At 50.3% G+C, this 24910-nt stretch carries 20 protein-coding genes; 13 read left to right on the top strand and 7 right to left on the bottom strand.

What is annotated here, in order from left to right:
• Positions 1–46 precede the first annotated feature (46 nt).
• Genes GA003_16555 through GA003_16525 form a run of 7 tightly spaced genes read left to right on the top strand, consistent with a single transcriptional unit; the run spans position 47 to position 6231 of the window.
• A complete protein-coding gene (locus GA003_16555; protein ID QXD27609.1) occupies positions 47–994 on the top strand; it encodes a hypothetical protein in 948 nt (315 codons plus the stop codon).
• A 10-nt stretch (positions 995–1004) separates the two neighbouring features.
• Positions 1005–2081: an ABC transporter ATP-binding protein gene (locus GA003_16550; GenBank protein QXD27608.1), complete on the top strand. Its 1077-nt coding sequence runs from the start codon at positions 1005–1007 to the stop codon at positions 2079–2081.
• Positions 2081–3001: an ABC transporter permease gene (locus tag GA003_16545; protein ID QXD27607.1), complete on the top strand. Its 921-nt coding sequence runs from the start codon at positions 2081–2083 to the stop codon at positions 2999–3001. The genes GA003_16550 and GA003_16545 overlap by 1 nt, the downstream gene beginning before the upstream one ends.
• The gene (locus GA003_16540; protein ID QXD27606.1) at positions 2998–3789 is read left to right on the top strand and encodes an ABC transporter permease; all 792 of its coding nucleotides are present in this window, start codon (positions 2998–3000) and stop codon (positions 3787–3789) included. Before GA003_16545 ends, GA003_16540 begins: the two co-directional genes overlap by 4 nt.
• Before the next feature lie 10 nt (positions 3790–3799).
• Positions 3800–4828: a spermidine/putrescine ABC transporter substrate-binding protein gene (locus GA003_16535; GenBank protein QXD27605.1), complete on the top strand. Its 1029-nt coding sequence runs from the start codon at positions 3800–3802 to the stop codon at positions 4826–4828.
• 53 nt (positions 4829–4881) lie between these two features.
• Positions 4882–5913, top strand: a complete 1032-nt coding sequence (locus GA003_16530; protein QXD27604.1) for a spermidine/putrescine ABC transporter substrate-binding protein — start codon at positions 4882–4884, stop codon at positions 5911–5913.
• Positions 5914–5952: 39 nt separating this feature from the next.
• Positions 5953–6231 carry an MOSC domain-containing protein gene (locus tag GA003_16525; protein QXD27603.1) on the top strand — a complete coding sequence of 93 codons (279 nt, stop codon included), beginning with the start codon at positions 5953–5955 and terminating at the stop codon, positions 6229–6231.
• A gap of 446 nt (positions 6232–6677) precedes the next feature.
• Here GA003_16525 and GA003_16520 read toward each other — a convergent pair whose 3' ends face one another.
• From GA003_16520 to GA003_16505, 4 genes are all read right to left on the bottom strand, one after another.
• Positions 6678–6929, bottom strand: coding sequence for a hypothetical protein (locus GA003_16520; protein ID QXD27602.1), 252 nt, complete (start codon positions 6927–6929; stop codon positions 6678–6680).
• A gap of 266 nt (positions 6930–7195) precedes the next feature.
• Positions 7196–8656 (bottom strand): sulfatase, encoded by a 1461-nt coding sequence (locus GA003_16515; protein ID QXD27601.1) that lies wholly within the window; start codon positions 8654–8656, stop codon positions 7196–7198.
• 250 nt (positions 8657–8906) lie between these two features.
• Positions 8907–9431 (bottom strand): gluconate 2-dehydrogenase subunit 3 family protein, encoded by a 525-nt coding sequence (locus GA003_16510; protein QXD27600.1) that lies wholly within the window; start codon positions 9429–9431, stop codon positions 8907–8909.
• Between the two features lie 37 nt (positions 9432–9468).
• On the bottom strand, positions 9469–11175 hold the full coding sequence (locus tag GA003_16505) for a GMC family oxidoreductase (protein ID QXD27599.1): 1707 nt from the start codon (positions 11173–11175) through the stop codon (positions 9469–9471).
• 253 nt (positions 11176–11428) lie between these two features.
• Here GA003_16505 and GA003_16500 point away from each other — a divergent pair, with 253 nt between their 5' ends.
• The gene (locus tag GA003_16500) at positions 11429–12016 is read left to right on the top strand and encodes a hypothetical protein (protein QXD27598.1); all 588 of its coding nucleotides are present in this window, start codon (positions 11429–11431) and stop codon (positions 12014–12016) included.
• 73 nt (positions 12017–12089) lie between these two features.
• Entirely contained in the window at positions 12090–12413 is a 324-nt protein-coding gene (locus GA003_16495) for a hypothetical protein (protein QXD27597.1), read from the top strand.
• Between the two features lie 192 nt (positions 12414–12605).
• Here the strand turns inward: GA003_16495 and dgoD are convergent, their stop codons facing one another.
• Positions 12606–13811 (bottom strand): galactonate dehydratase, encoded by a 1206-nt coding sequence (gene dgoD / locus GA003_16490; GenBank protein ID QXD27596.1) that lies wholly within the window; start codon positions 13809–13811, stop codon positions 12606–12608.
• 161 nt (positions 13812–13972) lie between these two features.
• On the opposite strand from dgoD, the gene GA003_16485 reads away from it, so the two are divergent.
• From GA003_16485 to GA003_16475, 3 genes are all read left to right on the top strand, one after another.
• Positions 13973–17983: a helix-turn-helix domain-containing protein gene (locus tag GA003_16485; GenBank protein QXD27595.1), complete on the top strand. Its 4011-nt coding sequence runs from the start codon at positions 13973–13975 to the stop codon at positions 17981–17983.
• A gap of 439 nt (positions 17984–18422) precedes the next feature.
• Complete coding sequence (locus tag GA003_16480; protein ID QXD27594.1) at positions 18423–19958, top strand: arylsulfatase; 1536 nt, start codon at positions 18423–18425, stop codon at positions 19956–19958.
• Positions 19959–20278: 320 nt separating this feature from the next.
• Positions 20279–21001 carry an SDR family oxidoreductase gene (locus GA003_16475; protein QXD27593.1) on the top strand — a complete coding sequence of 241 codons (723 nt, stop codon included), beginning with the start codon at positions 20279–20281 and terminating at the stop codon, positions 20999–21001.
• A gap of 564 nt (positions 21002–21565) precedes the next feature.
• Here the strand turns inward: GA003_16475 and GA003_16470 are convergent.
• Both GA003_16470 and GA003_16465 read right to left on the bottom strand, forming a co-directional pair.
• Positions 21566–22825 carry an L-rhamnose isomerase gene (locus GA003_16470; GenBank protein QXD27592.1) on the bottom strand — a complete coding sequence of 420 codons (1260 nt, stop codon included), beginning with the start codon at positions 22823–22825 and terminating at the stop codon, positions 21566–21568.
• A gap of 149 nt (positions 22826–22974) precedes the next feature.
• The gene (locus GA003_16465) at positions 22975–23730 is read right to left on the bottom strand and encodes a DeoR/GlpR family DNA-binding transcription regulator (GenBank protein QXD27591.1); all 756 of its coding nucleotides are present in this window, start codon (positions 23728–23730) and stop codon (positions 22975–22977) included.
• 352 nt (positions 23731–24082) lie between these two features.
• Here GA003_16465 and GA003_16460 point away from each other — a divergent pair, with 352 nt between their 5' ends.
• Positions 24083–24850, top strand: coding sequence for a class II aldolase/adducin family protein (locus GA003_16460; protein ID QXD27590.1), 768 nt, complete (start codon positions 24083–24085; stop codon positions 24848–24850).
• Positions 24851–24910: the final 60 nt, after the last annotated feature.

Genomic DNA, 24910 nt, shown 5'->3' with positions numbered 1-24910 from the left:
GAAAGGCTTCCCTATACCATCTCCTAAAAAGATCAATCGTCGTACCATGCTCCAAATTGGCTTGGGCGCTACCGCAGGAACCGTAACCGGAAACATGGCCCTAGCCAAAGATCAGGCTGCCTGTGGTGTTTATGCCGATCAAGTTATGGGCCCCTTTTACCCCATCCATGAGCAGGATGATACCGACCTGGATCTGACCATGCTCAGAGGGCATACCGAACGTGCCAAAGGAGAAGTCATCCGTATCCGAGGAAAGATTCTCGATGAGGACTGTAATCCGGTCCCGGGTGTATTCATTGAAATTTGGCAGGCCAATGCCGCCGGACGTTATAATCATGTGGAGGACAAGAATCCGGCCCCCTTAGATCCCAATTTCCAAAGCTTCGGCCAAACGGTAAGCGATGACAAAGGCAACTACGGCTTCAAAACGATCAAGCCGGCGCTTTATCCCTTGTCCTTCCTGCATGATGGTGAAGCGGATGAAGAAGCGGGCTATAGGACGCCGCATATTCATTTCAAGATTTCCATGCGTGGGTACCATGAGTTGATTACTCAGTGCTACTTCCCCGGAGAGCCACTCAATGAACCGGATATACTATTAAGTAATCTGTCGGTGGAAGAACAGGAGCGTTTGACGGTGGTTCCCAAAGAGGGCAGGAGAAATATATTCAGCCTTAACCTTCACTTAAGGAAGGTGGTGCCCTCAGCTGTCGATCCTGAGGTATTGGATACCTATGTCGGGCAATATCTCTTAAAAGCTAAAAAAATCGAACGGACCTACACGGTCACTCGAAATGGTCACCAACTCTTTGTCGAAATCGACGAGCATTTCCCCAAGGTTGAAATCCGACCTCTGGCAAACGGACGCTTCACCTACGGAGCCCGCAGCGATGGAAAACAATTGTCGTTCGCAAAAGCTAAGAATGGAACGGTAAGCTCCCTTACTATTCACCCCAAAAAGGGTAAGGATCAAAAACTAAAGAAGATTGGTTAACTAGTCATTTGTGGAAAGTAACTCTGATATAGAAATAACGAACGTGAGTCGGCGGTTTGGCGAAACCGTCGCGTTGGATGGGGTCAGTTTGACGATTAAGCAGGGGGAGTTTTTCTCTTTGTTGGGTCCATCGGGATGCGGAAAGACAACGCTCTTGCGGATTATCGCGGGGCTTGAATTTTGCGATGAAGGCACCGTATGTATCGGTGGTGAAGATACAGAGAATATTCCTGCTCATGTAAGACCAGTTAATACCGTATTTCAATCCTATGCCTTGTTCCCGCATTTTAATGTGAGGCAGAACATTGCTTTCGGGTTGAAGATGAAAAAGGTATCGCAGACCGAAATCGACGAGCGTGTCGACCGAGTGATGTCGCTGGTGGAAATTAAAAATCTGGCCGACAGAAAACCGAATCAACTTTCTGGTGGGCAGAAGCAGCGGGTCGCTTTGGCACGGGCCGTGGTTAATGAACCGAAAGTGTTGTTGCTCGACGAACCTCTGGCAGCACTGGACTTAAAGTTGAGGAAGCAACTGCAAGTGGAGCTATTGAATCTTCAACGCAACCTGGGAATCACCTTTATCTACGTGACCCATGACCAGGAAGAAGCCCTGGTATTGAGCGATCGTATTGCGGTGATGTGCGATGGAAAGATCGAGCAACTGGGTGATGCTGAGTCCCTGTACGAGCAACCGCAAACGCGCTTTGTTAGCCAGTTTTTGGGAACCTGTAGTTTGATTGAGGCTACGGTGAAGTCGTTCGATGGAAATGAAATGCTGGTCGATACGCAGTTGGGGCAATTACGTGTAGCCGCTGAGCATCCTGGTAGAGATCAGTTCACCTTGGCCATTCGCCCGGAGAAAATTCAACTGGGATCTGGCGATGGTCAGAACTCGGACAATCAATGCACTGTCCGTGTTGAGCAAGTGATCTACAAAGGATCCGAAACGCACTATGATTTGAGCGCTGGCGATCAGAAACTCCAAGCAGTCGCCATGAACCGAAAGCACCCCGAACACAGTCTGGGGCAGGGGTGTGAAACGACGGCATATTTACCCGCGGAAGCAATCATCGTATTGAACGATTAATGCAGGGGAAAAGTAGGAAATTTAAATTCGGCGAGCAGCTCACTGTCAAGGGAGAACTCATCCGCTCGGCCTTGATCAGTGGTCCGGGTATTGGCTGGGTGACGTTGTTTTTATTGTTGCCGCTAATTTTCATTCTGGTCATCAGTTTTTGCAGCCGAGGAACCTACGGTGAGATCGAATGGCAGTTTACCTTAGAAAACTTTAAACGCTTCGTCGGTTTCGGTTCGTTTGGTTTTGATCCGCTGTATCCGAAGATCATTTTGCGCAGCTTTTTGATGGCTGGTGGAACGGTGTTGCTCTGTGTGTTGGCAGCCTTGCCTTTGACTTTCTTTATAGCCGCTCTTCCTCGGAATCACAAGCTGCTCGGGTTGATGCTTTTGTTGATTCCTTTTTGGACCAACATGTTAATTCGGACATACGCCTGGCAGGTTTTGTTGTCATCCAACAGCTGGTTTTCGAAGGTGGCCGTGGCTTTCGGATTTCTGGAACCCGGGGAGGGATTGTACCCGAGTGCCTTTGCTGTGTTCCTGGCCATGACGGCCAACTACCTGCCTTTCCTTGCACTGCCGCTTTATGCCTCAGTGGAAAAGGTTGATTGGTCGTTGGTAGATGCGGCAAAGGACTTGGGCGCCAATGGATGGCGTGTATTTCGTCATGCGCTTTTACCGCAAATCAAACCCGGGCTATCGGCCGGTATGTTGCTGGTGTTTATTCCGGCCACCGGAGAGTTCGTAATCCCAAATCTATTGGGTGGTTCCAAAACCATGTTGTTAGGGAGTGCGATTGGCATGCAATTTGGGCAAAGCCGTGACTGGCCCTTTGGTTCGGCCATTGCCTGCTTGGGAATGCTAACCGTGATGATCGGACTCTGGGTGTTTGCACGGACAGCCGGTGAAGAGGGAAGGGAGAGTATGCTATGAATCGCAACCGTCCCTGCTCCTGGATCATCTCCATCTGTATATACATATTTCTCTACGCGCCCATCGTGGCCGTGGTGATTTATTCCTTTAACTCCGCCAAGTATGGCGGCCCTTGGGCTGGCTTCAGTTTGGAGTGGTATGCCAAACTCTTCAGCACGTCACAGAAATTGGATGCCGCGGCCAACTCGCTTATCCTGGCTGGAACGAGCACAGCCATCTCCACGGTACTGGGAACCATGCTTGGTTATGGATTGGTGCGCTATTCTTTTCCAGGTAAACAGGCCTTTTCCTGGCTGATGTATTTCCCGGTGGTCGTTCCGGAAATCGTCATGGCGGTTTCCATCCTCATCTTTTATTCTATGATTCATGCTTGGTTGGGACTGTTTAAACTCGGTTTGGGTACGATGATCATCGCGCACATCACCTTCCAGATTCCTTTCGTGGCCATCGTGGTTCGCGCACGCATGGCTGGTATGGATCCTTCGATTGAAGAAGCGGCACACGATCTCGGTGCAAGTAACTGGCAGAAGTTTCGTTACATTACGCTACCGCTAATTCTTCCTGGTGTGCTGGCAGGGGGCGCGCTCGCTTTCACCTTAAGCATTGATGATTTTGTGGTGAGTTATTTTACCGCTGGTGCGGGAGCGACGACTTTTCCAATTTTGATATTCTCATCTGTAAAGCGCGGGGTCACTCCCGACGTCAATGCTCTATCAACCTTAATCATTCTAGTATCTATCATCAGCACGATCACGGTCCTGATGCTCAGTAGAAATAAACAATCGTGATTCCCAAATTATGAAACACTTACTCTTCATACTCACTGCGTTGGTTCTTGTTGGTTGCGCTGAAAAGAAAGACCAACTGAACATCTTTATCTGGAGCGAATACCTGGATCCCGAGGTTGTTGCCGACTTCGAAAATCAACTCGACTGCGACATTGTCATCGATCACTTCGAAGAACCGGAAACTATGCTGGCTAAGTTGTTTGCCGGAGGCGATTCCGGCTACGACCTCGTGGTCGCCGATCACAGAACCATAACCGCGCTTAAAAACAGAAACATTCTAGCCGAGATTCGAGCGGAAGCTATTCCAAACCTGAAACATATCGATCCGAGATTCAGGGAATCGGATTTTAATCCCGACTTTAAATTTGGTGTCCCCTACCACTGGGGGACCACCGGGCTGTTCATGCGGCAAGAACCTGGTACTAGTGTTGATGAAACATGGGGTCTGTTTTTTGATCCCGAGAAACAATCGGGGCAGTTTCTGCTGATGGATGACATGCGTGCAACTATTGGGGTGGCTCTCATATACTTGGGCTACGATGTTAATTCCACGGATCCACAAGCACTGGTCAAAGCCGCCGACTTGTTAATCGAAACCAAGAAGCGGTCATTGGGATTTGAAACCAGTATCCTAGCAAAAAATCGAGTCTTGGCTAAGGAGGCGACTGCCTCCTCCACTTATAGTGATCATGGGGCAAAGGGAATGAACGCAGATTCTGAGACTGCCTATTTCATACCACGCGAAGGTGGATTGATTTGGGTAGATATCTGGTGTATCCCTGCTCGAGCCCCTCATCCGGAACTAGCAGAGAAATTCCTGAACTTCCTAAATGATCCGCAGATCAATGGCCAAAATACCACCTATAATCAAGCGGCCACGCCTAACATTCCTGCGCGTCAATATTCGGATCCAAGCATGTTGGAGAATCCAGCCATCTATCCGCCCGACGATGTTCTAGACCGGGTACAATATGATGTGGATATCGGTGACGCGGCCAAACTCTACGACGAACTCTGGACCAAAATTAAATCCAAATAAAAAAAATCAATTTCGTGTCACTCAATCGAAGCCGTTGGCGCATGACTAAGAATATGAAACATACTATTTTATTATCACTCATCGCACTGGTCTTCGCTGGCTGTGCTGAAAAGAAAGAACAGCTTCGCATCTACATCTGGAGCGAATACCTGGATCCCACCATTGTGGAGGATTTTGAGAAGCAGTTTAACTGCGAAGTGACGGTCGATTTTTACGAGGATACGGATACCATGATGGCGAAGATGTTTGCCGGGGGTGATTCCATTTACGATGTGGTCTTTCCTGAGAATCCGAGCTTACCCATCCTGGTCAGCCGGGGTATGTTGGCGCCTCTTCCCAAGGCAGCCATTCCCAATCTGAAAAACATCGATCCGTTTTTTGCCAACCAGTCCTTCAATCCAGGCATGGACTACGGAGCACCTTATCACTGGGGGTCGACTGGCATTTACATGAGGAAGCCCAAGATTGGATCCGTGGAAAAGACCTTGGGACTACTTTTCGATCCAGATAAGCAACCGGCTTCATTCTTGCTGCTGGATGATATGCGTCAGACCATCGGAATGGCACTTCTTTATTTGGGGCATGATATCAACACTACTAATCCGGAAGAATTGTCCAAGGCGGCTGACCTACTCATTGCCGCCAAGAAACGTTCTACCGGATTTGAAGGGGCTGTCCTGGCAAGCAATCGTGTGTTATCCAAAGAAGTGAACGCCGGGGTCACCTTCGGCCCCGTTGCGGCCCGAAGAATGGCAACAGATCCCGAGACGATGTACTTCTTTCCTAAAGAAGGCAGCCTCCTGTGGCAGGATGTAATGAGCATTCCTTCCAAGGCACCGAACCCGGAGATGGCCGCAGCGTTCATCAATTTCTTCCTTGATGCAGAAATCGGTGCGCGCAACGCAAACACCTGGCAAGTTGCGACACCCAATAAGGCTGCCATGGAGTATATCGATTCGGCTATGTTGAATAGCCCTGTTGTTTATCCTCCTGCAGAAGAAATGAAACGTCTAAAATTGGTCGAGGACGTTGGCGAGCATACCAAGCTGTTCGACGAACTGTGGTCTAAGATCAAATCCAATTAGAAAGGGAGGAGATCCTCTGGCTCCTCGTGTAACAACTATATGAATACCATCACCGTAAAACAACTCTGGCGATTTCCCGTGAAGTCGTTTGCAGGCGAACAACTTGAAGTCGCAGAATTTCTGGCAACGGGGCTGTTAGGAGATCGAGCCTTCGCGTTGATCGAAAAAGATTCCAACAAAGTGGTGACTGCCAAAAGTATCAAGAGATTCCCCGATTTGTTGGATTGCAGAGCTGAATATACTGCGTCGCCAAGGGTAGGGGAAGAGCCTCCGCCCGTTCTCTGTACTTGGGAAGAGGAGTGGAAAGGTAATCAGTGATCAGTAATCGGATTCCATTTCAATATTCGCTAATAAGGGTAGGAACGCATCGCCGACCGCGTTGGGTCGAAGCTTTTAAGCGAAGCCTAAGGTGTCCGCCTGTTACGACTTACGGCGCCCTCGGCGTTTCTAGCGAAGTGACACCAACAGTCGCCCAAAATTGTAACCACGGTGGTACCGAGCCTGAAAAGGCGACACATCTGCCAGCGAATGTAATGAGTGCAGATTAACAACACCGTGGAATGTATAATGCTTGGTTTTCTGTTAGCGTCAAATTAGCGTACTTAAGCGGTTAAAATATATTCTTAAATGCCGAGCCGGTGCTCGGCGTTCCAAGAATCAACTCCGTTTCAGCGGTGGTGACACCTTGAAATACAATACATTATGTTTTAAGGACGAGGGGATTATTCAGCTCTCTGCTCCTTGCTCTCCGCTGCGATAGCTCGCTATCGCTCCAACGGCGCACTTCGTCCACTATCGATCGATGAATCAAGCAAGGCCTTAAGCATGCGAACAATATCCGGATTCTTATGGTCGAGATTGTTTCTTTCGCCGGGATCTTCTTCCAGGTTGTAGAGCTGCCCCGGAGCATCGGGTGCGGCTTCGGGAAGAATGAACGGCTTCAGGTTGTCGCGAGTTTCGTAACGGTTTCCACTGGAGTTCTGATGATCGAGGTACTTCCATTTTCCGACACGCACAGCCAAGGCCAAACGGGAACGAGCGAGCTTGGAGAAGGATTTAGGGAAATTACTTGGACCGTAGAAAATGGGAAAATTACTTTCCCATTAAACGTAGGTTTATTTGGAGAAGGTTTCTTGAAAGTGAGTGGATACGTCGAAGTATTGGCAGGGCTCTAAAACAATCAGGAATTCCTGAATTACAATACGGCTCTTCGTGATGATTGGTGTGAAGGATCCTTTATGCGAGTTGTGAAAGCGCCCTAAATGTATGGGTCTGTTCGGGGCTAATCATAAGTCAAATCTAAGTCGTTATTCCGCACGTCGGCTAAGGTGGCTTTCATGCGCTGCTTAAAAGCTTCGGCCAGAAACTTGTATTCTGGAAACGTGGCCAGATTGTGGTATTGTTCGGGATCGGATTGGATGTCGAAGAGCTCTACTCCGTTTTCTGCATCCTCCCCGTATTGAATATACGAATACTCTTGTGTGCGGAGTAAGAATCCTTTGCGCATGGGGGCGACTGAAAAGGCTGCATCGCGAACTTCGACGGTAGGATCATCGAGCATGGCGGAAATGTCTTTGCCTTGGTTGGCTTCGGGATAATCCAGGCCACACAGTTTAGCCGTAGTCGGGTAGAGGTCGATGAGCTCGGTGAGTGAGTTGCACACGGCTGGCTTCTTGCCTGGGACACAAATGATTAATGGCACTCCAGCGGATGGATCGCGTAAGCTGACCTTCGACCAGAAGTCATGCTCACCTAGGTGATAGCCATGGTCGCTGGTAAAGATGACGATGGTCTCGTCCTCAAGGCCAGCTTCTTCGAGTGCGTCGAGCACCTTGCCGACTTGGGCATCCATGTAGGCAACGGATGCATAATAACCTCCCAGCAGTTTCTTCTGGCGACGAATATCCATTTCCATGCCCTGGCTGGTCTTGTAGTTGATGCCCGGGGTAGGGATGTCGTCCCAGTCACCCGGGATCTTGGGCGGGAGAACCATCTTATCGTATGGCTTAAAGGGAGGGAAGTAGCTGGCGGGTGCAACCAGTGGAACGTGGGGTCGAACAAAACCGACGCCCAACCAGAATTTTTCTCCTTTGCGGGATCCGGTCTTCTTGTCAAATTGCTGAATGAGCGCCACGGCTTTTCTCGCGGTCTTGCCGTCGGAGTGAACGTAGTCATCGCCATCGGCCTCGACCACCACGAAGGTGTTTCCGCCTACCGCGGGTTTCTTCAGGTCTGCATTGTTTTCCAAAGTTTCAGCATCGCCGGGTGCTGCCCACTCGGGTCCTTGGCTGTTGTAGCGTTCGGTCCAGGAGCGCTCGTCGTCGGCTCCGTGGCCACCGTCTTCAATGCCACCTGGAACGCCCATGTGATAAATTTTACTTACGCGACCTGCCCAATAGCCATTGTCCTTGAATAACTGCGACCAAGTTTGGCGGTCCCCAATCTGGGGACGGGGGCTCTTGTAGCCCAATGCGCCTGTTGCATGCGGGTAATAGCCTGACATGAATGAGGCCCGGGATGGTCCGCAGTAGGTGCCTTGGCAATAGGCGCGTGTGAAACGAACTCCTTTATCGGCCAGTCGATCAATATTGGGTGTTTCACAAACCGTGTTCCCATAACAAGAGAGGGCGGTGTAGGTCAGGTCGTCCGAGATAATGAACAGGACGTTGTACTTAGCATAGGAGCTAAGAGCTCCGAGCAATGAGAATAGAAATAGAGTGAGTAGGGTGGTCAGTTTATTCATCGAAATGGGTAAGGCCTTGGAAGATAATTGGCAGCAAGCTACCTCCTACAGCTGATGAATCGCAACTCCTATGTCGTAGAGTGGATTTGAACCACGGTCTTTTTGCTTCGGCTATTTATAAGCGAAGATTAGCGTGTTTGAGCCGTGCCTAGCCATAGTCTTTAAGACGACGGCTGGCGGTATAAAAAGACGTCGCTGTAGGCATCTCTGGAATGCACTCTGGGCTCTTCGCTCCCAGCTCTATGTTCTTTTACCGCGGCTCACTCATGATCACGTTTCCGGTTTCGGAAGTGGGTAGGCAGCCAACAAAGCCACCTGGAATCGGATCATAATGGGTCACTTTTTTGCAGACTTCCTCCGAGGTGAAGTAACCCGTGATAATCGCGCCTCTCAATTGAGTCACAAATTGCTTGTTGGTTTTACCGAGTGCTACGAGAGCCGCTGTTTGAGCCTCTGGAGTCTTATCACTGAATCCCGCTGTTTCCAATTCGGCCAATCCCGTTGAAAAAACAGTTTTTTCTTCTCCGGTCATATACTTGCCGTAAAGCACATCGATTAATTCGGGGACACCGACATCGAGGGCTCCTGGTGTGTCCGAAGCGGGAAGGATCAAGTTAGAAGCGGCTTTCACCAGCTTGGCCTGTGCTTCGCTTAAGAACTGTGGCTGCGAGTCAGCCTTTGCTCTGTCTCCACCTAGACAACCAGCGATCGTCGTTGAGGAGACAGCGGCACCCAGCATCATGGCCGTTCGCTTAATCGCTTCGCGGCGATTCATTGTGAGAGTGTTGTTTGACTGTGTTGAATGGCTCATCTTAAATGTTTCCTTTCTTTAGTTCGCTTACCGCGTGGTCCGCTGCTCTTGCAGTAAAGGCCATGTAAGTTAGCGATGGATTCTGGCAGGCAGAGGATGTCATGAAAGCGCCATCCGTCACATACACGTTCGGTGTCGTGTGGACCGCGTTCCATTTATTCAAGACGGAGGTTTTGGGATCGCGTCCCATGCGGGCCGTGCCCATTTCGTGGATACAAAGTCCCGGGGCGCTTCCATCATCAAATCCTTTGACGTCTTTTAGGCCAGCCACTTCGAGCATTTCGATCGCGCTTGCTTGAGCATCCTTCCGCATGGCCATCTCGTTCTCCTTGTAGTCACAATCAAACGTCACGGTAGGTTGGCCCCACTTGTCCGTCTTATCGTGATCGAGGAACATCTTGTTGTCGTGGTAAGGGAGATGTTCTCCCCACGCACCCATTCCGAATCGCCAAGGGCCGGGTTCGATCATGTCGGCCTTGAATTCGGCTCCGGCTCGGTTGAATTCTGCAATGCCTCGTGACCAGTCGAGGCGGCTGGCGCTTCCCTGGTATCCGTAACCACGAATGAAATCCTCTTGCTTGGTTTCTTCGTTGATATTGCGGAAACGCGGAATGTAGATGCCGTTCGGGCGGCGACCGGTGTAGTACTGGTCTTCCATGCCTTCGTAGACTCCACTGGCCCCTACTTTGAAGTGGTGATCCATCAGGTTGTGCCCGAGTTCACCACTGTCGTTTCCGAATCCATTCGGATAGCGGTCCGAGGTGGAGTTGAGCAAGATTGAGGTCGATGCGACAGCTGAGGCGCAGGAGAAAATGACCTTCGAATAGAACTCAATCACTTCGTTTGTTTCCGCATCAATGATACGCACGCCTGTGGCCTTGTTTGTCTCCTTGTCGTAAATGAGTTCACTGGCGATCGAGAAAGGACGCAGTGTGAGGTTCCCTGTGGCGTAGGCTGCAGGCAGCGTGGATGCATTGCTACTGAAATAGGCTCCATAGGGACAGCCTCGGATACAACGGTTGCGAGACTGGCAATTGCCACGTCCCTTATGAGGCACAGTGAGATTGGCCACCCGACCGATGGTCATGATACGGTCGTTGTAATGCTCACGAATCCGTTTGCTGATATGCGTCTCCAGGCAATTCATGTCCCATGGGGGCAGAAACTTACCATCGGGCAATTGGGATAGACCTTCATTGGTGCCACTGATCCCGGCAAATTCTTCTACGTAGTCGTACCAGGATTCCATGTCGCTGTAGCGCACCGGCCAGTCACAGGCGATCCCGTCCTTGGCATTGGCTTCAAAATCGATGTCCCCGATCCGGTAGGACTGGCGTCCCCAGAGGAGAGAGCGACCTCCGACATGGTAGCCGCGCATCCAGTCAAATTGTTTTACCTCATTATAAGGATTGTCCACATCGTCCACAAACCAGTGGGCGGAAGCGGGATGTGTGGTATAGCCTGTTCGGTTCTGAACCAACTGTCTCTGGATCTTTTCCTGATCCTTGGCTCCGCGACCTTCGAATTCCCAAGACTCCATCATGGCGGTCGGGTAATCGCCATGTTCCACATCGCGGCCCCGTTCGAGGACGAGGGTTTTGAGTCCTTTTTCGGTGAGCTCTTTAGCTGCCCAGCCTCCACTGATACCTGATCCGATGACGATGGCATCGTAAGTGTTTCCCGCTGTTCCTTTACCTTGTATATTCAATGTCTGATTTGATTGAGATTGTTTATGATGCCCGGGCGGCCGTGTTGAGACATGGGCTTTCTGGGGTAATCTTGCTTCTAAGAGCGTTGGTTCTGGTTCGAACGCTGGTATCCAAGCACCACCTTGCGGCGATGATCAAATACAATTGTTTTTAATATTGATTCATAGCTTGTGAAAAATATTCAGGCTCGAGCGCTCAAATGCGTGCAAAAGGACTGGACGCCCGTTCGGCCAATCAGTAGGCCTTCCAGACATGGCTAAGTTTCTCCCATTGTTTCTTTGTTTGTGTCTGATCTTCGGTTCAGGTTGCGCGTCCTTGTCCGATCGGCGTGGCTCTGCTTCTAGTATGGGAGACGGAGATGAAAGCATACAATTTACAGGGGCTGCCTACGTCTGTGTTTTGGGGCAGGAAGATCAACAGATCCAATTTGTTGAACGGCAGGTCAGCTTAACTGAGCGTGCTGTCCAAGTGGGGGGCGAGCCCCTTAAGTTATCCGAAATTGATTCGATAGCCTTGTACCCGGGAGATGTCACTCATCCTAATCAGTTACAGCTCCTGATCGGCAGGCGGCTCATTGTGATCCAGGTCTTGGGCTCACTTAGCAGCAATGACGATCAGCGAACCCTTCAGCTCTACGAGCAATTATCGGGGCTGGGTGTGCCTCGAGGTCGCACTGAGCAGCTTTACTATGTGGGTATGAATCTTGAGGAGGTCAAAAGGAGTGAGGGTGGAGACGGATTTTTTGCCGCTGCAGCTGGTGCTCGTGTGGGTGGATTCATCTGGGACTCGATCAAGGGACTTGGCAGTCTTTTGGTGAAGCCGTTTATCCCGTTGTTCTAGGTATGGAATTCCTCTTGAGAAGGAAGCTATTAGGAGTGAAGGTCTTATTTTTAATTATAATTCCTTCATCATTATGAAATCGTTTCCTTTTATTGTCTGTCTCGTGATTGGAGTCTGGGTGGGCTATTACATGGGTATCAAGAAGCCGGTAAAACCAGCATCGTCTGAAGTGTCCTCACCGAAGGCGTCCACCATGGAGCTCATGGAAAGTTTCCAGGAAGAGAATAAAGTGCTTCTGGAGCGGTTGGCTGAGTTGGAGGCACAGGTGGCTGAGTTGAAGACTCAGCTGGGCTCGTTGCCAGAAAGTGAGGATTTGGTGGATCAGGTGATCGAGCAAGTTGAGGACGCCCTTTCGGAAGAGTTGGAAGCCGTGGAAAAACAAACGCCTCCGCTATAGGATCGCTCCTATTCGTGAGGGGTCGATGGAAGGGCTCGATCGCCGTACCGAGGCGAAGTCGACATCACCCACGAGCCGTTGCGAATTCTTTAAGAGGAAGAGGAAGAGGAAGAGGAAGACGAAGAGACAGAACAGAAGTATGAGGACGATATTTATTCCCTCGCCCCGCGTCTCTCGCCCTTCGTCCCGTTCCTACCAATCCACCACGGAACCGTCATCCGCGTCATATTGCGGCATATACTCCCGTGGCTCGCCGACTTCATCCATCAACTTGTCTTCATCGATGGTGATGCCAAGCCCCGGACCTGTTGGTAGTGGACGGTATCCGTCTCTTACTGGAGGTAGTGGTTCTGCGAGCAATTCGTGCTCCCGGTCGCCGCGTTCCTGAACAAGGAAGTTAGGAATAGCACCGGCAATTTGCAGACTGGCTGCCAGAGAACAGGGTCCGTTCGGGTTGTGTGGAGCCAGGGGCGCGTAGTAGGCCTCAGCCATTCCAGCGATCACTTTCAGTTCAGTGATGCCACCTGCGTAATTCACGTCCGGTTGTAAAATCATCGCGGCGCCTTTTTCCAGAATTTCACGGAATCCCCATTTGAGGAATACGCGTTCACCGGTCGCGAGTGGGATGTGGGTCTTCTTTGCCAGATCGGCCATCACATCTACGTTTAGCGCTTGAACAATTTCTTCGTAGAACCAGGGGCGATAAGGCTCCAGCTCTTTGATTAAAATACTGGCTGTGGTCGGTTGAACCGCGCCATGGAAGTCGATCCCGATATCTACGTCCGGATATTTTTCGCGCAGGGCAGCAAATTTCTCCACCGCTTCATCCACCATCTTGTGTCCTTCCAGGTACTTGTGGAGCTTGCGGCTGCCGCTCGGGCCTACCTTCATCGCGCGAACGCCCGTGATAGGATCTGGAGTTCCATAAACAAACACTTTGTCCCGAGTAGGACCGCCCAGTAGTTTATAAGCGGGTACGCCATAACATTTGCCGGCGATGTCCCAAAGCGCTTGGTCGATTCCGGATGAGATGGCCGACTTGATTGGGCCGCCTCGATAGAAGGCTCCTCGGTGAATCGCCTGCCAGTGGTGAACCACCGGGCGTGGATCTTTACCGATCAAATAGTCGCCGACTTCGAGAGCACCAGCCGCGCAGGCCTTGGCGTCGTCCTTCAGCATTTCTCCCCAACCGGTGATTCCGGCATTGGTGGAGATCTTCACGAAGACCCAGGAGTTTTTCAGGACGAAGGTCTCGAGCTTCGTGACCTTGATATTGTCTTTGGGGGAAATGGGAGCGGCTTTTACGATGGAGCTCGCCGCATTTAATCCTACCAATGCGGCTGGGCCAACCATCATGGTCTGAAGCCAATTACGACGTGAGACTAAATTTTGGTGCATAGTGCGTTTAGGGTTGATTAAGGTTTCAATTGCAGCGTGTGCGTGGCTGTTTGGTTTGGCAACGTTTTCCTGTGTTTGAACTGAAAATAACGGCTGCTTTGGAAGGTATTAGAATCGTTGACTTCGATAGTTCTTTCGAGGGATCTTTGACTGAACGTTTTATGTTACCCCGCTCGCTCAAAGTTCTTTTTCCCTGCCTGGCCTTCTTTATATGCCTGGATGGGACGCTAATGGGCCAGCAACCGTATCAGCCGCGATATTCAGATCCGCTCGAGGATCGCTGGCGTTGGCAACGGCTTGAAGATCTGGGGAGCCACAACCGGCGTATCGTTGTGCATTCTTCCGGTCGGGCCGTGATTCAAAAAAAAGAGAGCGACGATCGAGTCATTTTGTATGATGGATGGAGCCAGGATACGCTTCTACTTCCCGATGAAATACAAGACCGACCGATTCGGGTTGGATTCGGTGAGGAAGGCAACATTCTCATGTTGGGATACAAGGGCGCCTACCTCTATGCGGACGATGCGTGGACCACGCTACTCACACACAATCTTCAGATTAATACACGCAGTGAAGTGGTGAGGGCGGGAAATAGCCGCTTCTGGATTTGTGGAAACAATGGCATCCTTGAATTTAATGGGACTAAACTGATTGAGCACCAATTCGACGAAATCCCATCCTCAGGAGTTCACGACTTATGTCTGGGCAAGGATGGCAAAAGTCTCTGGATGGTGGTGGGCCCGACCGGAGATGTATACCGTTGTCCGATCGTGGATGATGAATTGGTGCCAGAGAGGGAATGGGAAAGGGTCTACGAAAGTGAGCGGGAGTTTGTTCATCAGTCCTGGATACTCGCTACTGAGGAAAACCAAATTTGGGTGGTCAATAACCATGAGCATGACGGGGCTCTTATTTACGATATCGAATCCCAGTCTTGGGAATCTCACAATCTGCGATCTCTTGGGGGTGCCAATTTTAATACCTCACTTATGCAGAGTGCCGACGGCCGGGTTTGGGTAATTGGCCGGGGATCACTCCACCTCTACGATGATCGAGAGTGGGTCATTTACAAGGGGCCTGACTATCCCATTCCCGATGGGCAACCCTACCTTTCTCAAGACGGGCAAGGTAATGTGTATGTCGTTGAGACAGGTGCTGGAATCACTCGGATCGACTATCGTCAGGATCAGTACCGCAGCTTGTCCGGCTTACATTTTCAGGCTGAAGATTTGGATGGGGATTTTTGGTATTTGGATGTGGAGGGGCATGTAGTGCATGAAAACAAAGCCACCTCGGAATGGGAAATGTTTCCTATTTCTGAAACCAAAGTCGATGCGCCTGTCGCTCTCATCGTCCTAGACAATGGTGATATCCTGGTTGCCGGCTCGGACAATGAAGAGGCCTCTTTCAGTATCTTCGATGGTAAAGAATGGACCCCATATACTCACCCGGAGTTTGCGGCAGGGTTTAGTCATCAAGGGATTCTTAAATTGCACAATGGGGATGTGCTTTTGAGCTGTGGTCAGCCGCAGAGTGAGTATCCGGATATCTTGGGCGGTATGCTTCGCGTCTCATTTGAGGATGGAGAATACACCGTCAACCATCACGACTCTGTTCAAACTTCTTTCCGTCCATGGACGATTGCTGAAGACCCGGTTGACCACACCATCTGGTCCGGGGCAAACAGTCTGGATCGGATCGAGTTTGGTATACCCGTTCAGGCAGGCCAATTTGCAGGCGACATCTGGGTAGATAAGGTTGCCGTTGCCAATAACCAGGATGTCTGGGTCGCTCTTTGGGGAAATGGTGTCTTTCGTCTGCGCGATGGGGAGTGGCAAAATATGGCTGAAGATTCGGTCATTAGTGAGCATCACTATTCGAATATTCTTCTTCTGAATGGCGAGGATCCGATCGTCTCCACAGATCAGGGAATCTATCGCTTCGATGGCAATATCTGGGCACCCTTTGCATCCCCTGCATTTTCACTTTACCGGGTTGGAGGCGATTTAAGAGCATCTTCGGATGGTTCCTTCTGGATCAATGAGACGCATACGGATTGGTATTACCGTGGATTGAAGACGGAAGATTATCCGGACGTTAAAAAAAGCTTCTTTCGCACGATACAAGTTCTGAAGGATGAACATCCGCCCGTCACTCGTTTCTATCGCCGGCCGACGGTATTTTCTTCCCGGTCAGCGATGCTGAGTTGGGGCGGTGGTGACTTTTGGTCCAAGACCGATCGGCAGTCGCTCACCTATTCATATAGCGTAGATGATGGACCTTGGAGTCCTTTTACCAGTGCACGCAGCATGGCTCGTGCGGACTGGTCCGATGGCTTCCACACCATCCGTGTGCGCACCCGAGACTCAGACTTCAATATCGAACTCGAACCAGCCAGTCATACTTTCGAAGTCATACTTCCCATGTGGCAAAAAACGTGGGCACAATTTGTGTTGGGATTGATCATATTGCTCATCTTCGGACTGATTGTCCTGGTCGCTAAACAACGCGTTAAACACCTGCTCGAGTTGGAGCGTATCAAGCTGCATTTCTTTACTAATATCTCCCACGAGTTACGCACGCCACTGACTTTGATTCTGGGGCCGGTCGAAAAATTGCTCCAGGAAGATAAGGATGCCGCTTCCAAGCATAATTATCTTCGAACCATCCAGACGAATACGTCCCGGCTGCTTTATCTGATTGATCAGCTCTTGGATTTTCGGCGAGTGGAGCAGAGGAAATACCAACCGGATTTACACCCGGTTGATTTGGCCAGTTTGATCAGGAACATCATGGAATCCTTCGACTTTATGGTGAAGGAGAAGAAGCAAAGCCTGACTTTTATAACTCCCTTTGATACCTGCCGCTACTCACTGGATGAGGATAGCTATTACAAGATCATCGATAACTTGATCCACAATGCCATTAAGTATACTCCTCCCGGAGGAAGCATTGAAATAAAACTTTCGGTTGTGCCGAAACAAGGGAGTGATCTGACACAACGCCTGCGTCTCGAAATAAAGGATACAGGCACGGGCATTTCAAAGGAGCTCATCGAAAACATCTTCGAACCCTTTTATCAGGGCTCTCAAAAAGCAGGTAAAATGAAACAGGGCGTTGGAATGGGGTTGGCTCTGGTTAACGAGTTGGTCGACCTTGTCAAAGGCACCATAGAAGTCGAGAGTCCTGTCCGAGGGCAGGGGAGCGGCACTCGCTTCGTTGTGACTTTACCTGTGGCTGAGCCTGAACTGATTTTTAAAAGCGACCAGGAGCTTGTCGCGCTGGTCGAGGAGAGGCCTGAAGATTTAGCTGAGCCAAGCGAAGAGGAGGAGAATGTGATTCGTCGGGCTCATATTCATCTAGCTGAAGACAATCTCGATGTGCTGAACTTTATGCATTCGGAGCTCGCAAATGATTATGAGGTTTCCGTTTCGAAAGATGGATTGGCTGCTGAGACTTTTATTCTGGAATCGATTCCTGACCTTGTGATTACCGATGTGATGATGCCGGAGCAGGATGGATTCGATCTCTGTAAGCATCTGAAAATAAATCCAGCGACAAGCCATATACCGGTGATCATGCTTACGGCTTTTAAGACGAAGCATCACGAGGAAGAAGGCCTGTCATTGGGAGCCGATGACTACCTGGCAAAACCCGTTTCTATACGGCTGCTCAAACTCAAGATCACCAATCTTTTAGCCCAACAGGAACGACTCCGTGAGCGCATCCGGCTGGAGTATGGTCTGTTGCCAGTGGCTAGCACTGAAATCCGTGCGGTCGATAAAGAGTTCCTGGATAATGCTGAGGAGATCACCAACCGCTACCTGGGGGATGAGTTCTTCGGAGTGGAGCAGTTTGCAGAGGAGATGGGCATGAGCCGAAGTAGCTTCTATAAAAAATTTCGCGATCTGACCGGTATGTCTCCGGCCTCCTATGTCAAAGTCAGGCGGCTCAACGAATCGGCGCGGCGCATTGAAGTCAAAGATGGCAATATCACCGAAATCGCATTCGACGTGGGCTTCTCAGATGTGAGTTACTTCAGTCGCTGCTTTAAAGAGCACTTCGGTTGCCCGCCCTCCAAATACAGGGCCCAGAAAGTTGAACAAAGAGCAGAGAGCGAAGAGCATAGAGCCGAGACTAAGAGCCGGGAGCCCGGAGCGGAGAGTGAATAAGCAGCCACGGTGGTGACACCACATGGAGAAGGCCTGACAAGCGACCACCTCTTCTTCCTCTGTCCTCCTCCTCTTCCTCTTCCTCCTACTCCTACTTAACCCCAAATAACCTATACCTCTTTCTCCAGCCTCCGGTTACCACACAGACCACAGACCACTGCTCCCTCTTTCCTTTCTTTGTTACCTTCGTTCCCTTTTGTTAAAAATACGCAGTTGCTAGTGCCTACCTAACCCGCATCCAAAGGCCGATTAGGATTAGGATTAGGAGTAGGAGGACGAGTAGGAGCAGGATTCATTTTCCTGACACCTGACACCCTCCGCTTTCCCTTTTTTTCTGACCACCGACCCCTCGCCCCACGCCCCTCGCCCCATTTTCCACTTTGATTTGACCTGAAGGGATATCCTTCTTCCTGTTGGCATTACACAATCCAATCACTTTATGAATCCACGCTACACAAAACACCTGCTTGTTCTCTCCATCATCTTCACCCTCGCCTTGCTCAGCCGAGTGCAGGCCGAACGGCCAAACATTGTATTTATCTATGCTGACGATATCGGATACGGAGACTTCAGTTGCTACGGAGGAACCGGAATGGACACCGCCTATACTGGCAAGCTCGCCGCTAATGGATTACGTTTCCTTTCCGGCTATAGCTCAGCAGCCACCTGCACGCCTTCCCGTTATTCCTTACTTACCGGGCAGTATGCATTTCGCAACAAAGGTGCGCGCATTCTTCCGGGAAATGCACCCTTGATTATTGATCCCAAGAAGCCAACGATCGCCAACTTCCTGCGCGATGAAGGGTATTCCACCGCCTTGGTGGGCAAATGGCACTTAGGGCTCGGTAGTGCAACTGAGCCGCTTGATTGGAATGCAGAAATCAAACCAGGCCCGCGTGAGGTCGGTTTTGAATACTCCTTTCACATTGCCGCCACCGGAGATCGTGTTCCGTCCGTGTATATTGAAGATGGATACATCGTGGACCACGATCCCAACGATCCCATTTCTGTCAGTTACAGCGATCCTGTAGGCAATGAGCCGACCGGTATTTCTCATCCACACCTCTTAAAAGTGCAGGCCGATGAACAGCACTCCGGCACCATCGTAAACGGCGTGAGCCGGATCGGTACCATGACAGGTGGGCATAAAGCACGTTTCGTCGATGAAGACATGGCCGATGTGTTTGTGGAAAAGGCCGTCAACTTTATTGAGCGCGAAAAGGACAATCCCTTCTTCCTCTACTTCGCCACCCATGACAACCACGTGCCGCGCGTTCCTCACAAGCGTTTTGTTGGTTCGTCTAGCATCGGGCTTCGAGGGGATGCTGTCATGGAGTTCGACTGGTGTGTAAAACAAATCGTTCTCGCTCTGGAAGAAAATGGCCTCACCGAAAACACCATGATCGTTTTGTCGAGTGACAATGGCCCCGTTCTATTTGATGGCTACTGGGATGGGGCTATTGAGCGCAATGGAGAGCACAAAGCTGCTGGCCCATGGCGCGGTGGAAAATACGGTCGCTGGGAAGGCGGCACACGCATGCCTTTTATAGTCACCTGGCCTGGCAAGATTGAGCCGGGAATTTCCGATGCCATTGTATCCCAAGTTGACCTATTCGCTTCTATTGCTGCGCTGCTGGGTAAGCCCATGCCTGAGGGTTCAAGCGACGACAGTCAGAATTTGCTTCCGGCCTTATTGGGCCAGTCGCCCGATGGCCGCGATTACCAAATCGAGGAGGCCCTGGGAGAGTTGGCTATTCGTAAGGAAAATTGGAAATTCATCCCGCAAGGGGGCTCGGGTGTCGTTCGTCATCGCCTGGGCATTGATGCCAATGAAAACACTCCGGTTCCAGAAGAGGGTTTTCTATTCCATCTATCCGAAGATCCCATGGAGCAAATCAACCTGGCTTCAAAATACCCTCACAAAGTAGCCGAACTGATGGGTATCCTCAAGGAAGTGGCCCCTGAAAAATTTTGAACGAGGCTAGTGACGAGAGGCGAGGGACGAGTGGGCTTTTAGTACGTAGGGCTCGATGCTCGCATCGATGCCATTCTACGGCTCTGGAAGCTTACGTTGCGATCCACGACCGTACGATCATATTAGTATGTCTCTGCTATCCCTTTAGCTTCATTCAGCGTGTTTTGGCTCTCCTGGTCAGACCCTAAAGTCGCTCCGGAGCGATTCTGACTGCAGCCAGATTGGATCGCTTTAGAATAAGATAAATTTAAATCAATCCTTTGTCCCATTGGCTATTAAGCCAATGCGGGTTAACTTCAGCTGAATTATAACATTTTTTTATGGAAGAGACAATCATCATTTACGGCGGTTCGGGTGGAGTTGGAGCGTCCATTGCCAAGTTACTTTCCAGTCAGGGACATGGCTTGCATCTTGTCGCGCGCTCTGGGGAGCGGCTCGCTTCCATTTCCAACGACTTAGGAGCTTCCTACACGGTGGGTGATGTTAAAGATCCCAATCTTTTCGAACGTGTGGCAACTCAAGTCGAGGGTGCTGTGAGGGGCCTCGTCTATGCAGTTGGAACTATTAACCTGGGGGGATTTACCCGTTTTAAGCAGGATGCCTTCATAGAAGATTTTAAAGTCAATGCCTTGGGAGGAGCTCTGGCTGTGCAGTCAGCTATACCTGCTATGAAGGGATGCGATGGAACGACCTCCGTTGTCCTCTTCTCTTCGGTTGCAGTTCAGCAGGGCTTTAAATTTCATGCCTCCATAGGCATGGCTAAAGGAGCTGTGGAGGGGTTAACCCGATCGCTTGCTGCAGAGCTTGCACCTTCCATCCGAGTCAATGCCATAGCCCCCTCTCTTACTCGTACCGCATTGGCCTCCAAGATTCTGAGTAACGACAAATCCGCCAAGGCTATTGCCGATTCGCACCCGCTTAAACGGCTCGGTGAGGCAAATGACATATCGGCTATGGCTGCATTTCTTCTCTCTGAACAGTCGGGCTGGATCACGGGTCAAATCATAGGCATCGATGGAGGTCGATCTGCAATCAGTGCCTGATTCCAGTCGATTGTATTCGCTACCGGTTATTCCATGGCTCTCACACACATTTGGTAGGATTAGATTCAATTTGAATGCCGCTTTAGCTGCCTCCAAGTTCGTTTTCCTTGCACGTAGCTGAAGGGGTATCGCCAGCCTTTTTGTGTGATTCAGCATCTTTTGACCACTCGTAGTCAGAGCCTACCTTCGCTGGCCTAGGGGTATTATGTTAGGGCGTGATCGCCGAGCGCGCCTAAGGCTCTTAATCAAATGTAGCCACGGTCGTAAGACCGTGGACTCATCTGACTGCGAGCTATCCGTTCCCACGGTGTCTCCACCGTGGCTACAACTGAATCCTCTAGTCCCGTCAAGTGGTATGTCTCGGGAAAAAGATTAAGTCGCTCCGGAGAAGTTTAATAAAAATCTTCCTCCTACTCTTCCTCTTCCTCCTACTTCGCCCCGCGTTCCAATTTCACTGACCACCGATTACCGATAACTGCTCACTCAACTACCACTCGTCAGTCTTCGCTCTTCGTTGCCTTTGTTTTCTTCTGTTCAAAAAATACAAAACTCAAGCCCTCTCGTCTACCCATTGCGTTGAGAGAGAACGTTCTTCTCATGCTCACGAATCGGATCCATTAATCCCCCATCCAGTGGGACTTCATTTGTTTCGCAATATTGATTCCACACTGCGCCGAAGGGCATGGTTTTAAGAGATTCAAATAGGGCCATGCGGGAGGTGAAGTCACCTTTTCGCTCTGCTTCCTGTAAAGTATTTGTCGGTTCGAGCAGGGCCACCAAAAGAGCTCGAAGGATGTTTCGCGTACCAATCGACCACGCCGCCACGCGATTGATACTGGCATCAAAGAAATCCAGTCCCACATGAGTGCGATCCAGGTAATCGCCCACGACTAATTCTCGCGCGATCGATTGCAGATCATCGTTCAGTACGATCACGTGGTCACTGTCCCAGCGAACGCCTCTACTGACGTGTAGTAATAACCTGGGTACGTAGAACATAACGGACGATATCTTATCGGCGATCGACTCGGTCGGGTGAAAGTGCCCGGCATCCAGGCAGAGCACGGTTTGGTTTTTGATGGCATAGCCCATGTAGAATTCATGGGAGCCCACCACGTAGCTTTCTGATCCCAGTCCGAAGAGTTTGCACTCCACCGCATCGAGATTGTGGGTGGGGTCGAGTGACTCGGCCAAGGTGGCATCCAAGGACTCGGTTAACAGTTCTCTTGGACCTCTCCGGTCGGCCGGCGTATCCTTGAGCCCATCGGGTATCCAGATATTTGTGACGCAGGTATTCTCCAGTTCGCGGCCGAAGAAGGCGCCAATCTTTCGGCATCGTTTCCCATGCTCAATCCAGAAGTCCCGCACGTGCTTATCGGGGTGGGCGAGGGTGAAGCCATCGTTGGCCAAGGGGTGGGAGAAATAAGTGGGGTTGAAGTCGAGTCCGATTTCCTGGGTCTTTGCCCAGTCTGCCCAGGACTGAAAGTGTTTTTCCTCAATGTCTGTTCGGTCTACCTTCTGGCCGCCATGATCGAGATAACTGGCGTGTAGGTTCAACCGATGTTTACCTGGGACGATCGAGTAGACTTTTTCCAAGTCGGTGCGGAGTTCATCAATCGTGCGCGCTCGACCCGGATAGTTGCCTGTGGCCATGATGCCTCCTCCCGTAATTCCAGAATCTCCCTCAAAGCCCGCAACGTCATCTCCCTGCCAGCAATGCACTGAAATCGGGATAGTTGCCAGGCGTTCCAGCGCGGTATCGGTATCTACCCCGATGGCAGCATATTGTTCTTTCGCGAGTTCGTAGTTAGACGAGGTGTTCATGGGTATAAAAATTTTGTGAGTGAAGGTAGGGCCACTGCGTCTCCGCAGTGCCGCTTGTGTTGAGAATTTCGTTAATGCCTTTTGTTTTTAACTGGTACTTTTAGGATCCAAAATACTGATCACCGTTTACTGAAAACCGATTACTGAGTCTATGCCAGCAACACCTCGACCTTTTGCTTTTTGATATGAGAAATTATACTTTTCGGAGCGTCGCGATTTGTCACCAGTACGTCGACTGATTTCCAATCACAGAGAGGAGTAAAGGACTGTCGTCCCATTTTACTACTATCCAGGCAGACGATCACTTGTTGGGCCGATGCAATCATGGCGCGTTGAATTTCGATAAGTAGCATGTGCGAATTCATGATCCCATCTTCGGTCGCACCGCCTGCACCCAGGATCGCAATATCCGCATTGAAAGATTGGTACGCTTTGACCGCGAGATCACCGACCAGGACCTGCAGGCGTGGGTAAATGACGCCACCGCTTACGATGACTTCAATGTCGCGATGCCCCGCGTATAAATTGGCAACCGATAAACTGTTTGTGACGATGTGTGGTGTTTTCTCTTCCAACTTGCGTGCCACTTCAAAGACCGTCGAGCCAGCGTCTAAAAAAATGTTCTGATTGGGTGAAACAAGCTCCGCACAGCATTCAGCGACGCGGAGTTTACCATCACTTTCCACGGTCTGGCGTCGGGAAAAGTTAAACTCCTCGCTGGGAGGTTGCGTCAATCGAGCTCCCCCGTGAGTGCGTTTGATCTTACCGTTATTGGATAGTATTCCGAGATCGCGGCGGACGGTGGAGAGGGAAGCATCTACTTTGTCCGACAGCTCCTCCAGGGAGGCGAACTCCACCTCCTCCAGGTACTCTTCTATTAACTTCTGTCGTAACTCGGCCTGCATATACCCAAACGATTCAAAAAGCTGAGATGTGTTGAGGAGCAAGGCGCAGTTTGGAAGCCCGTGCGGGAGCGTAGATAACTACGTGACCAAGTGGGTTGACGGCTGGAACGCAGCTCATCGCGCATGTCGGTTTTAGCCTTCGGAAGCGCCTCCATCGATATTCACTTTTAGTGAGATTTGAAATTACCATATACAGATTCATAACTAACTATTTTCTAATTGTTTAATGTCCGCGGTTGCGAAGGCGTTTGAAACTTTGGGGTGTTGTTGAATGAAATTGGAAGATATTGAAAGATAATGCAAACTTTTGATTTGACTATTTTTCCCTCTCAAGAACATAAATGAACGCTCGATGAATGAAACACCTTTGGAGTCGTTGTTGGATTTGTGCCACAAGTTAGGATCTGCGAACCTGCGCCTGGCTATTCTTGGTGAAGGAAACGCATCCGTGAAATTGGATGATTCTACCTTTGTTGTAAAAGGCAGTGGCTTTTCCCTTGCGACGGTGGAACGAGAAGGCTTGGCGCATTGTCAGTTCGACTCCCTGGTCCCAGTGGTTGAGAGCGACGCTCCGGTTCCTGACTCGGATGCAGTTTTAATGGCCTCTCGTGTGGATCAAGCAGGAGTTAAGCCCTCCGTGGAAGCCTTGTTTCATTCCTGGCTTCTAACCCTGCCCGGTGTGAATTACGTGGCGCATACCCATCCCATTGCAGTGGGAAAGATTCTTTGTAGTGAACACGGTCCGCTCTTTGCTGAAAAGCGTTTGGTGCCCGATCAAGTCGTTTGCTGCCAAGCTCAATCGCTTTGGGTGCCCTACGTTGATCCAGGTGTTGATCTGGCTCGTGAAATTTCGAAACGCATGCGTAAGTTCATAGAAGACCATGGCACCGCTCCCAATGCCATCCTCTGTCAAAATCACGGTCTGATTACTCTCGGATCGACGGCTGATGCGGCCTGGGGAGCCATGATCATGGCGGAGAAATGTGCCGAGATGTTTGTCGGAGCCGCTTCTATTAGTGTAACAGGATTTCCTGAGTTTATGCCCAAGAAAGAAGTCGAACGCATCTGTGGCCGCCCCGATGAGGAATACCGTCGGAAGATCCTAAACTTCACAAATTAAGTCGACTATCAGATGAAAAGCACAGGGGAAGATAAAATGAATTTTGTTTTAACGGTTAAT

The sequence above is a fragment of the Opitutia bacterium ISCC 52 genome (genome assembly GCA_014529675.2).
Taxonomy (GTDB): domain Bacteria; phylum Verrucomicrobiota; class Verrucomicrobiia; order Opitutales; family UBA2995; genus UBA2995.
This window is presented reverse-complemented; position numbering and strand designations above follow the sequence as displayed.

What these genes read in the sequence shown, in the direction of transcription:
- GA003_16485 (QXD27595.1), top strand. Translation starts at nt 13,973, where the DNA reads ATGTTACCCCGCTCGCTCAAAGTTCTTTTTCCCTGCCTGGCCTTCTTT.
- GA003_16495 (QXD27597.1), top strand. Translation starts at nt 12,090, where the DNA reads ATGAAATCGTTTCCTTTTATTGTCTGTCTCGTGATTGGAGTCTGGGTG.
- GA003_16460 (QXD27590.1), top strand. Translation starts at nt 24,083, where the DNA reads ATGAATGAAACACCTTTGGAGTCGTTGTTGGATTTGTGCCACAAGTTA.
- GA003_16530 (QXD27604.1), top strand. Translation starts at nt 4,882, where the DNA reads ATGAAACATACTATTTTATTATCACTCATCGCACTGGTCTTCGCTGGC.
- GA003_16465 (QXD27591.1), bottom strand. Translation starts at nt 23,730, where the DNA reads ATGCAGGCCGAGTTACGACAGAAGTTAATAGAAGAGTACCTGGAGGAG.
- GA003_16540 (QXD27606.1), top strand. Translation starts at nt 2,998, where the DNA reads ATGAATCGCAACCGTCCCTGCTCCTGGATCATCTCCATCTGTATATAC.
- dgoD (QXD27596.1), bottom strand. Translation starts at nt 13,811, where the DNA reads ATGCACCAAAATTTAGTCTCACGTCGTAATTGGCTTCAGACCATGATG.
- GA003_16555 (QXD27609.1), top strand. Translation starts at nt 47, where the DNA reads ATGCTCCAAATTGGCTTGGGCGCTACCGCAGGAACCGTAACCGGAAAC.
- GA003_16510 (QXD27600.1), bottom strand. Translation starts at nt 9,431, where the DNA reads ATGAATCGCCGCGAAGCGATTAAGCGAACGGCCATGATGCTGGGTGCC.
- GA003_16480 (QXD27594.1), top strand. Translation starts at nt 18,423, where the DNA reads ATGAATCCACGCTACACAAAACACCTGCTTGTTCTCTCCATCATCTTC.
- GA003_16535 (QXD27605.1), top strand. Translation starts at nt 3,800, where the DNA reads ATGAAACACTTACTCTTCATACTCACTGCGTTGGTTCTTGTTGGTTGC.
- GA003_16470 (QXD27592.1), bottom strand. Translation starts at nt 22,825, where the DNA reads ATGAACACCTCGTCTAACTACGAACTCGCGAAAGAACAATATGCTGCC.
- GA003_16500 (QXD27598.1), top strand. Translation starts at nt 11,429, where the DNA reads ATGGCTAAGTTTCTCCCATTGTTTCTTTGTTTGTGTCTGATCTTCGGT.
- GA003_16515 (QXD27601.1), bottom strand. Translation starts at nt 8,656, where the DNA reads ATGAATAAACTGACCACCCTACTCACTCTATTTCTATTCTCATTGCTC.
- GA003_16475 (QXD27593.1), top strand. Translation starts at nt 20,279, where the DNA reads ATGGAAGAGACAATCATCATTTACGGCGGTTCGGGTGGAGTTGGAGCG.
- GA003_16525 (QXD27603.1), top strand. Translation starts at nt 5,953, where the DNA reads ATGAATACCATCACCGTAAAACAACTCTGGCGATTTCCCGTGAAGTCG.
- GA003_16545 (QXD27607.1), top strand. Translation starts at nt 2,081, where the DNA reads ATGCAGGGGAAAAGTAGGAAATTTAAATTCGGCGAGCAGCTCACTGTC.